The sequence below is a fragment of the Bacillus haikouensis genome, assembly GCF_013179555.1.
Classification (GTDB): domain Bacteria; phylum Bacillota; class Bacilli; order Bacillales; family Bacillaceae_B; genus Rossellomorea; species Rossellomorea haikouensis_A.
Genome location: NZ_JABMCR010000164.1, coordinates 1 through 9709, shown reverse-complemented (window position 1 = coordinate 9709; position 9709 = coordinate 1). Strand labels below are relative to the sequence as shown.

Annotated in this window: 8 protein-coding genes and 1 pseudogene; 6 read left to right on the top strand and 3 right to left on the bottom strand. The window is 33.3% G+C overall.

The window, feature by feature from the left end:
- Window positions 1–400: 400 nt before the first annotated feature.
- Window positions 401–1123: pseudogene (locus tag HP456_RS15255) on the top strand (ATPase, T2SS/T4P/T4SS family); the annotation flags it as partial.
- 74 nt (window positions 1124–1197) lie between these two features.
- Here HP456_RS15255 and HP456_RS15250 read toward each other — a convergent pair.
- Both HP456_RS15250 and HP456_RS15245 read right to left on the bottom strand, forming a co-directional pair.
- A complete protein-coding gene (locus HP456_RS15250) occupies window positions 1198–2667 on the bottom strand; it encodes a recombinase family protein (protein ID WP_172252600.1) in 1470 nt (489 codons plus the stop codon).
- A 54-nt stretch (window positions 2668–2721) separates the two neighbouring features.
- Complete coding sequence (locus HP456_RS15245; RefSeq protein ID WP_172252598.1) at window positions 2722–3162, bottom strand: ImmA/IrrE family metallo-endopeptidase; 441 nt, start codon at window positions 3160–3162, stop codon at window positions 2722–2724.
- Between the two features lie 179 nt (window positions 3163–3341).
- On the opposite strand from HP456_RS15245, the gene HP456_RS15240 reads away from it, so the two are divergent.
- Window positions 3342–4565, top strand: coding sequence for a DNA-processing protein DprA (locus tag HP456_RS15240; protein ID WP_246289098.1), 1224 nt, complete (start codon window positions 3342–3344; stop codon window positions 4563–4565).
- Window positions 4546–5793: a ComF family protein gene (locus HP456_RS15235; RefSeq protein ID WP_172252587.1), complete on the top strand. Its 1248-nt coding sequence runs from the start codon at window positions 4546–4548 to the stop codon at window positions 5791–5793. Before HP456_RS15240 ends, HP456_RS15235 begins: the two co-directional genes overlap by 20 nt.
- A 116-nt stretch (window positions 5794–5909) precedes the next feature.
- Here HP456_RS15235 and HP456_RS15230 read toward each other — a convergent pair whose 3' ends face one another.
- Window positions 5910–6824, bottom strand: coding sequence for a BRCT domain-containing protein (locus HP456_RS15230; RefSeq protein ID WP_172252585.1), 915 nt, complete (start codon window positions 6822–6824; stop codon window positions 5910–5912).
- A 234-nt stretch (window positions 6825–7058) separates the two neighbouring features.
- On the opposite strand from HP456_RS15230, the gene HP456_RS15225 reads away from it, so the two are divergent.
- From HP456_RS15225 to HP456_RS15215, 3 genes are all read left to right on the top strand, one after another.
- Window positions 7059–7712 (top strand): hypothetical protein, encoded by a 654-nt coding sequence (locus tag HP456_RS15225; protein WP_172252583.1) that lies wholly within the window; start codon window positions 7059–7061, stop codon window positions 7710–7712.
- A 49-nt stretch (window positions 7713–7761) separates the two neighbouring features.
- Window positions 7762–7935, top strand: a complete 174-nt coding sequence (locus HP456_RS15220) for a hypothetical protein (protein ID WP_312857772.1) — start codon at window positions 7762–7764, stop codon at window positions 7933–7935.
- A 47-nt stretch (window positions 7936–7982) separates the two neighbouring features.
- Window positions 7983–9709: hypothetical protein (locus HP456_RS15215; protein ID WP_172252581.1), on the top strand; the 1727-nt coding region annotated here is incomplete at its 3' end.

Genomic DNA, 9709 nt, shown 5'->3' with positions numbered 1-9709 from the left:
TGCTCAACTGGCATCGTTAAAGGGAGAAGATGATTTTGCCAGGGACTGGAAATCTAGAGGTTTTCATATTGTAAACCCTAATAATGAGAACTTTGAACATATTCATTTTTTTGATTTAATATGGAATGCTCCAATATAACAATAGAATTCAGTGTCATTATACTAATATACAATCGACTTAACGGCAAAAAAGACCTTCTGAAATTAAAAGGATTCAGACCGTAGACAAACCCCGCCTACTCTTTATGCTATGGTAGGCTGTTCTGTTACTACAAAACAAATTTCTTCAATTACTAGGCTGGACATGGTCATCGCCATGTCCAGTTTAGCAAATAAATCAAAAAAATAAAGGATTTTGTAAACTTTTGTCGTATATATAATTTATAGAAACAGAAAGGTGGTGCCAGTCACGAATTATCAATCGGTAGAATCTCTTTCGGAAATCATGCTCAAAGATGCAATGTTAAATGATGCATCAGATATTCACCTCATTCCAAGGCTAAATGATTACTACATTCAGTTTCGTAAAACCGGTATTTTGTCTCCGTTTCAATCGATTCCTCTTGAACAGGGGGAAAGGCTGATCGCTCATCTGAAATTCATGGCCTCAATGGATATCGGGGAAAAACGTAAACCTCAAAGCGGTTCCTTCAACACGACCTTCAAAAACTCACCCGTCTCCCTAAGAATTTCAACCCTGCCGACCAATCACCTCAAAGAAAGTCTAGTCATCAGAATTCTCCCCAACAAGTTTCACGTTCCACTTGAAAAAATGTCGCTATACCCATCTTCAGCCAAAAAACTTCTCGCCCTTCTCATGTATTCCCACGGCCTCATCATATTCACAGGACCCACAGGCAGCGGGAAAACCACTACGTTATATTCGCTTATCCATCATTGTTCGTCCATCCTCAACCGCAATGTCATCACCCTCGAAGATCCCATCGAGAAGGATCACGAGGATATGGTGCAGATCCAAGTAAATGAAAAAGCGGGTATTACCTATTCATCAGGATTGAAAGCCATACTGAGACACGACCCCGATATCATTATGGTCGGTGAGATACGGGATAAGGAAACTGCAGAAATTGCGATTAGAGCGAGTTTAACGGGGCACCCAGTAAATATAAAAGGACTCATAAATATAAAAAAGACAATCAAGATTAATTAAGTTAAGAGCTTGATTGTCTTTATGATTTAATAAAATTCTACATCCATAATTTTAATTGATTCCGGGTTTCTATCTCTTGGCGACTGTTTAAAACTATCCACCTTAATTTTCTTTGTGAACATTTGAAGCAGTAACTTTTTCTCCAATGCATCAAGCTTATTCCAGTTAGATTTTAAATCAAGAAGAATTTCAGATAAATCTTCAGGTTTTAGCTTTTCCCCTGAAGGTCTGAGAGATGATAGCTGGTTATTGATATCATTCTCTTTTGTATTTTCCTCTTCAATCCTCTTAGTAAAATCATCATCGTTAATCATTTCGTTTACCCAGGCATACTGCCATTTCTTCCGACGATTATTAATTTCCTTTAATTCTTTCTGAAATAATTTTATTTGTTGTTCGTTTTCATCAGGTTCGTTTTTATCACTGATTTCATCAAGAATATTTTCATTTATCTCAATGGTATTTAAATAATTGAGAAATTGTAACTCCAAAAGGTTTTCTCCAATGTGAGGCAGATCGCATTTTCCTAGGCGTCGTTTTGTGCAATAATAATTTCTCGGTCGAGAAATATGGTCTTTTTTTGTCTTACTTTTGTAATAACCATATTTTCCAGCTAAAGGGGCACCGCATCGGGCACACTTCGCAATTCCTGAGAATATAAATTTACTGGTAGCTGCACGTGGATGAACAACCCTTCGGCTTTCTCTAATTTTTTGTGCACTCTCAAAGGTATCTTTTGAAATGATCGCAGGATGTGCGTCTTCAACCTCAAAATAATTTTCTTTGTTCACTCTATAGTTGTACCTCATAGTTCCTATGTAGAGGGGATTTGAAAGAATATATTTAACTTTAAATTCATTCCATATGGCACCTGTTTTTGTACTTACGTTTGATTTATTAAATCCAACTGCTATTTTCCTCATTGTCTTCCCATTTAAATAATGTTCATAAATTCTTTTTACTATTAATGCTTCTTGATCATTCACGATAAGTGTTTTATTTTCTTTATCTATTTCATAACCGTAAGGAGCTTGGTTCATGACCCAGTTTCCTTCCCGGGCTTTCTGTTCCATCCCCATGCGAATACGCTCGCCAGTGTTTTCCCGTTCCCACTGGGCAAGTGCGGCTACTATTGTAATGAACATTCTACCCATAGCGGTGGTCGTGTCGTATACTTCTGTTGCAGATTTGAACTTGCAATCATACTTATCAAGTGTTTCTAAGATACTGTAAAGGTCTCTTACAGACCGTGTTAGGCGATCTAGCCGGTAAACTAATACACAATCAATTAAACCTTCCTCAATATGCTTCATCATTCGATTCAGGTTGGGCCTATTCGTGTCTTTAGCACTGTATCCATCATCAACATAGAATTCGAATATCTCCCAGCCCTGAGAGACGCAGTAAGCTTTCAGCCGGTCAGTTTGAGCTCTTATAGAATATCCTTCAGCTGCCTGTTCGGCTGTACTCACACGGACGTATATTGCTGCCTTCATTTGATCACTTCCTTTTGATTAACGATAAACACTATTACTGAACAAAAAAATAGCTTAAAAGGTAACTTTCTTAGCAATTTGCAATCTTCTTTTAATTTGCTCCAGTCTCATTTCACACAGTTCAGGTGAGACTTGAAACATGAGGGACATTTGATTAACTACATCATGATCTTGAAATGGGATAAATTTAAGCATGTGCCGGGGGATAGCTGCATATTGGGTAAAATGCTTGGCATCCCATTCCTGGAGTTCTCTAAATGCGGTGGGCATCATACTTTGGATTCCAGAATGCCTAAGGATATGACATAGTTCGTGGAAAAAAATCTCCCTGTGCTTCTCTTCGGGTTCTCGCTCATCAATAACAATATCCCTATATCTTCCGATAATATGATAGCTGCTGTGCATGGGTTTCTTTTTCAAGAAAATGTCAAAGTATCGTGAAATCTTTTGTTCATTAATGAGGGATGGTTTTGTAATACCCATTTTTTTATACATCGTTGAGACCCAATCTTCTAGTTCAGTGGTTTGGTAATGTTCCTGGTACAATTTTCTCACCTCGGTAACATTATACAAACGTATGTTCGTAAAATCAACTGCAGTTGATGATTAACATCTTGATAATCATCAACTCTAATGGTAATCTAGAGTTACATAAAATAGTGGAGGAATGGAAAATGTTTAATTTTTCTACAATCGATGAATTAAAAGAATTCTTATCAAATGAGATACTTTTTACGCAAGAAGCAACGAAATATTTGGGGATCAGTTCCCAACGATTAAATCAGCTTGTGCACGCGGGCAAAATCTCTCCTATAAAATCAACAAAATCTAATTCAATATACTTAAAATCAGATCTATATGAAAGAAAGTTTGAAATCGAGAGAAATTATGGCTCCTCTAGAGGACCTGTAAATGAAAGTAACGCAAACACAACACAAACAATAAACGATGCGATTAACTATTTTACTTTATTAGCGCTATTTAAAGGTAAACATAAGAAATGCGATCCAATTTACGATCATATGTTTTCTCAAATTGATTTAACACTTCCTACTATTGACATAGTAAAAGAAATGTCAGAGTTGACCGGGTTTGAGGAAAGGGAGATTCTCTTTGAAAGTCATAAAGTAAAAGTTGGAATTGAATCGTTGAAAAAAGATGACCTCATTGTCAAAATAGGATCTGATTTATATCCAAAGTTATTAGAGGATACCCAACAGGCGCCAATTTTTCTATTCATGAGAGGGAACACAAATTTATTGAACTTTAACATAATATCTATAGTTGGAACACGAAACCCTTCTGAAAATGGAATACTTAGAGCAAAGAAACTAGCAGAACGCTTCGGGCAGAACCGAATAGTAGTTGCCTCTGGTCTTGCAAAAGGAATTGATACAGCAGCACATACAGGAGCAATAAATATGAAAAATCCAACCATTTCAGTTATCGGAACACCACTAACCAAGGTTTATCCAAAGGAAAATAAAAATTTACAAGAACAAATAGAAGAAGAAGGTTTGGTTATTAGCCAATTTGCACCATCAATGGCTGTTCAAAGATGGAATTTCCCAATGAGGAATGCAATTATGAGTGGAATTTCATTAGCAACAGTAATTATTGAGGCAGGGGAAACAAGTGGATCATTAATCCAAGCGGATTATGCATTAAAGCAAGGTAGAATGGTTTTTATTCCACAAAGTGCTATCGAAAATAATGAGTTAAAGTGGCCAAAAAAATATTCTTTAAGAAATGGTGCAAATGTATTTTCAACAATTGACGAGTTACTGAATACACTTGCACAAAAGCATCATGAATTGTTACCTACCATAAAAGAAAACAAAGAATTACCATTAAGTATAAGTGAAGGAAAAATAGGGCATGTTCATAAAGATAACTGAAATAGACGCAGTTATTATATATACCAGAGGGATAACCGAGAGTGATTTTAACATTATTAAAAATAACCTCGTTGGCCATAAAAAACTTGCTTTTATAGTGAAATATAATGATCCTGTCCCAACTTTTATATCTAACCAGCTACTTATTGAGGAATCGCTTTCTGACTCAGTATTTGGAACAACAATACAAAATGTTGTGAATAGCATGCAAGTCCCCTCAAAAAAAATTGTCTTCGTTTCAAAAGATCAGGATATTATAAAGAGTATTTTACCGCATCCAGTCGGAACAATATTAATAAATGATAGAAACATAACTTATCAAGATATTGGTTTTTTCCCCGATCAGAAAATAACAAGGATTGAAGAACTTCCTTCAGCCTTAAATACTAATTACGGATATTTTTCAGAAATTAGATCAACCTTGGTTGGGAAAAATCGTAATCCTATTGGATCCAAGGGTATTTTTTTTACATTTAAAATGGAGAGAGAAGACACTAGTGTTGATATTTATGCTTTGGGAAGGTACTACGGCAGTCAGCATCATTTATTTCATGTTCATCAGCTTTCAAAAAGAATAAACAAAAGCAAAAAGGATGATTCTCAAAATATATTATTTTCAAATATCTTTGAACCCATTATAAATAAAATTGATCTAGAATTTCACAAGGTGGATGGAATAACAAGAGTGCCGAGTCGTCCTAGTAAAAAAGATAGGCTCTTACCTATAATAAATAGGTTAAGTGAACGATTAAACATTCCCAACTTTTCAGAGGTGATATCATGCCCAGTAGAATATCCTAGTCACAAAGTTTTGGGAAAAGAAGAAAGGTTTGATAATGTTAAAGGAAAATTTAAGGTATCAAGACTACCTCTTATCGAGAATAAACATATAGTGTTAATTGATGATGTTTTTACTACAGGTGCAACAGTTTATGAATGTGCAAAAGAGTTATATCAAAATGGAGTTGGACGAGTCACAGTAGTGGTTCTCGCTGTTAATCAGTACCAAAATGATACGTTTTCACATCGAAGACTACTTTGTCCACAATGTGAAGAAGAGATGACACTTTGGATTAACAAGAGCAAAAACTCGGCTTTTTTTGGGCATATTGATTTTAAAAACAATAGTTGTAAGAATACTGAGTTTTATCTTAATGGAAAACAACTTTATAATGAAACAAACTCTATTAATCCAATAGGACAGGATGAAGAAGAAGTTTTATTTTAGTAGTATTTAAGAAGATTAGACGGAACAAAGTATAAAAGATCGTTTGAATTTTTTACACATAAAAGGCTTGAATCAGTGACTTTATTTCTGAACCAAGCCTTTTTGTATTTTGGATATTAATAAACCTCATCCCAAAAGTCATTCTCATGAACAATTAATATCCCTGATCCGTCTCTTCTCATCTGCACAGCTTTTTCAACTTTCCTTCCATAGCAAGAAAACGCCCAACAGGGATTCCCATCTCCACCGACAATAAGGTAATCAGTCTTTTTAGTGACGCCTTTATTAAACGTACCACCTTTGGTGGTAATAAGTTCAGCTATTTCATTGCGAGTTGCCTGTGAAGAGGTACCGGTGAAGCAGAAGGACTTAGCTTCAAACTTAATTTCAGGACACACTGCACAAATTCCACTTACGGAATACTTTCCTTGCAATGTTTTAATTTCAAATTCATTTACGTTGTAAGAAATCTTAGTATCTACGAAGTTACCAAAGAAAGCCTTGAGCATGTGTCTTTCATCTTCACTAATAACTCCATCTTCCCTGGCACTGGTAAGAAGGCTGTCTATTTCATCAAATGGATAAGTACCTTTAAGAAAATCATGATCCTCCATCCAAGCTGCCAGTTGATTGACTTCGGTCTCAGTCAATTCGTTGTCTGCTAATAGTCCATGAAGAATACCTTCGAGCTGTTGAATTGAAGAAGTGATCAGATTGTAATATTCCTTGAAATCATCTTCTTTAATGACCTTTTGGCAAAGCCAGAGGATATCCTCGACTTCATCTGGTTCCAAAATGTTATCTTCAAGTGCATGATCAACAACAGGAATAATTTCAGAGAATGGAGATTTCTTATGTAAATGCCTGTGCATGCTGCACCAATGAATGATTTCCTCAAGCTCATCAAGATTTATTGCCTGATCTAAGCGGATGCCCTCAATCATGCCAATTAGAGAATTAATAGCTTTATGTATCTCAGCCTTCGAAGTGTATTTTCGATACTCATGTATTTCTTTAAAACTGTTATTCATGATACTACCTCCTATTTCTTAAGGTTTTATTTTCTTAGCAGGTCCAACATGTAAGTCTTAGTAGTAAAGAAGTATTAGTGGAAATTCTTTTGTTCGGGTTGTCATGTTCAAAAGCGCAAACTCGATAATGCTATATTTACTATTTAACCAAATATCTCCACATTTTTACAGGAGAATATTAGATTAATAGTAATTTTATGCTATATTTTTATTAAGGATTAAGGAGGGAATTCTGTGCTGTCTGAGGTTGTAGATCATATCTTAACAATGAAACGTAGAAAAAACTTTGAAATTGTAGATAAAAAGGCTTCATTATTCTTTTTAGCCACAATTGTACTTACAATACTAAGCCTTATCTTAACAATATTAATTGATAATAGGCTCATTCTAATACCATTGATAGTGAGTTTAATCCTTTTTTTAGTAAGTCTAAAAAACTTGGACAAGAAAATTATAAAAGCAAGAAGAGAGGAAAGTAAGTCTGAGAAAAAGTTACTCAAAACATGGATCGAACAAAATTTTCATTTTAATCATTCATCGCAATACAAAGAGCTATCAGCTTTTTTAGAAAAGGTTTCAAAAAATTACAAATGGAAATTCAATATGAACTCTCTACTTGTGATGTTCATTCCGATATGGAGTGGAATTTCGATCACCATGATAAAAGAGGACCTAAAATCATTGAAATTTATTTTTATTTTCGCAGCAGTAATTACATTAATAGTTCTTTTTGTTGGTTACTGGACTAAAACTGTATTAGAAGAAATATTTGATACAAAGCATAACAAAATTGCACAAGCTTCCAGATTCATGGCAGAAACATCAATAGAACTCTCGGTGAAGGAAAATAAAAAGAGTAGGAGTAGATTAAGGGGAAGAAGAATTTAGAGATATAAAAGGCTATGAAGGACTATACGACATCTCCGAAACAGGAAAAGTGTATTCACACCGATCAAAAAGAACACTTAAGAGGCATGGGGATGATTATGGATTTCATATCGTTAAGCTGTATAAAGATGGCCAGGCATCAAATTACAATGTATTTGAATTATGGAAAGCAGCATATCCAGTTATAAATGAGAATGAGTTTAAGGGGCTAAAAACTATTTAAGAAATCAAAGGAGGCTTCCCCCTCTAAAGGAAGAGGTGTTTGTTAAAATGTCTAAGATCAAGAAATTGTTAGGAGAATATTCATTAACTGCTCTATTAATATTTATATATGTAATTATAATTTTTCTAAGCGGATACTCTCTTGTAAGTGTAGATTTTGAACTAGATACACTTAGAAACATGATTTCAATAGTAATTGGATCAGTGAGTTCTCTTTTAGGGATTGTCATTGCAGTGTATATACTAGCCATAAGTATATTTGAGCAAAATTTCAACAAAATATCTTTTGCAAAGTTTATGAAAACAAAAGTTTTGCAAAAATACATTCAACTTTGCATTATTACAATCATCGTGATGATTAATGCGAATTTTTCACTAAATGAAACTATTACTAATTTTTCTTTAAATATCTTATGTTTTGGAATTATATTGTATCTTTTTTGTCTGTTAAGGATAGCACCAACTATAAATGAAATCGTCAATGATTCAAAGTCATACGAACCATTAAAAGAAATTTTAAAGCAACTTAATGAACGAAGTGGGAAGAAATATTTAGAGTCCAATGATGAATTAACTGATAATCCTTTTTATTCCCTTTCATTGATTGCAGAAAATATAATTAGAAGAAATGAAAGGCAGTTAATTAATATTATTATGGAAAAATATATAGATTTAATAAAGGAGAAAATCTTAGAGAATAAAGGAGGGGAAGTAAATTCGTGTAGAGACTATATCAACACCTTTGTAAAATTATTTAGAAGGTTTTATAAAACTGCTAATGAAACTAGCCATGATTGGATAATGCATAGGTTATTAAACGATTATGTAAATATTAGGAGTTTCGGAGTAGAAAATAATATTTCTTTTTATGATTTTATAGAATATGAAGAGTTCATTGAAGAAATTTGTAACAAATCAATTGGAACAAATAATTCTAGACTCGCAGTAAGGTATTTATATTTTTTAAAAGATTTTTATAAATTCAATATCGAATTAAATTTACCAGGAGAAGAGGATATTATTACATTTAGGGATAAAGAAAATATCGTAAAAAAAGAAATTGATCATTTGAAAAATTCCCAATGGGACTACATTGCCAGCGCAATTTTTTCAAGAATAGATAGTACAATAAAAACAGCAATTAAGAGAGAGGATTCAGAAGTTTACTCATTTTTAACTTTTATCTATAACTCAATTTTTGAAATAACAATAAAAAATGATCAGTTAAGTACTAAACAAAAGAGAATGTTAATAATGAGGTCTAGTTATAGTATGTCACAGCTAATTCAATTAGAAGTTGAAAGAATATCTGATTTAGAATTGTTAAGTACTTACAATATTATCACAGCCTCTACAAATAATGAAAATTCAAACATAGATTTAATTAGTATACTTTGTAATGATTTTATTGAGTTGTTTCCTTTTCTTTTAAAACATAAAAAAATCAATTTTACTTTGCTAAATGATTATGGTGCTCTAGGTAGGCAACTATCTTCTCATATTAATGACCATGAATTTATTGGATTAATTTTAAAGAAATTAATGAACATTATGGCTAATACAGCAAATACAGCAATAGAAAAATTGGAACTAAAAACACTTACTATGTATTTGGAAATTTATAAAGAGGTAGAATCAATTTTTACTTGGTGTAAAAAAAATAGTAGCGATACAGAGTTATTAAAAGAATTAGAAGAAATACTTAGTAAAATGAACGAATATGAAACCATACAGAGTTTAGTAGAAGAAGATAATTTTTATCTAAAGATGTTATT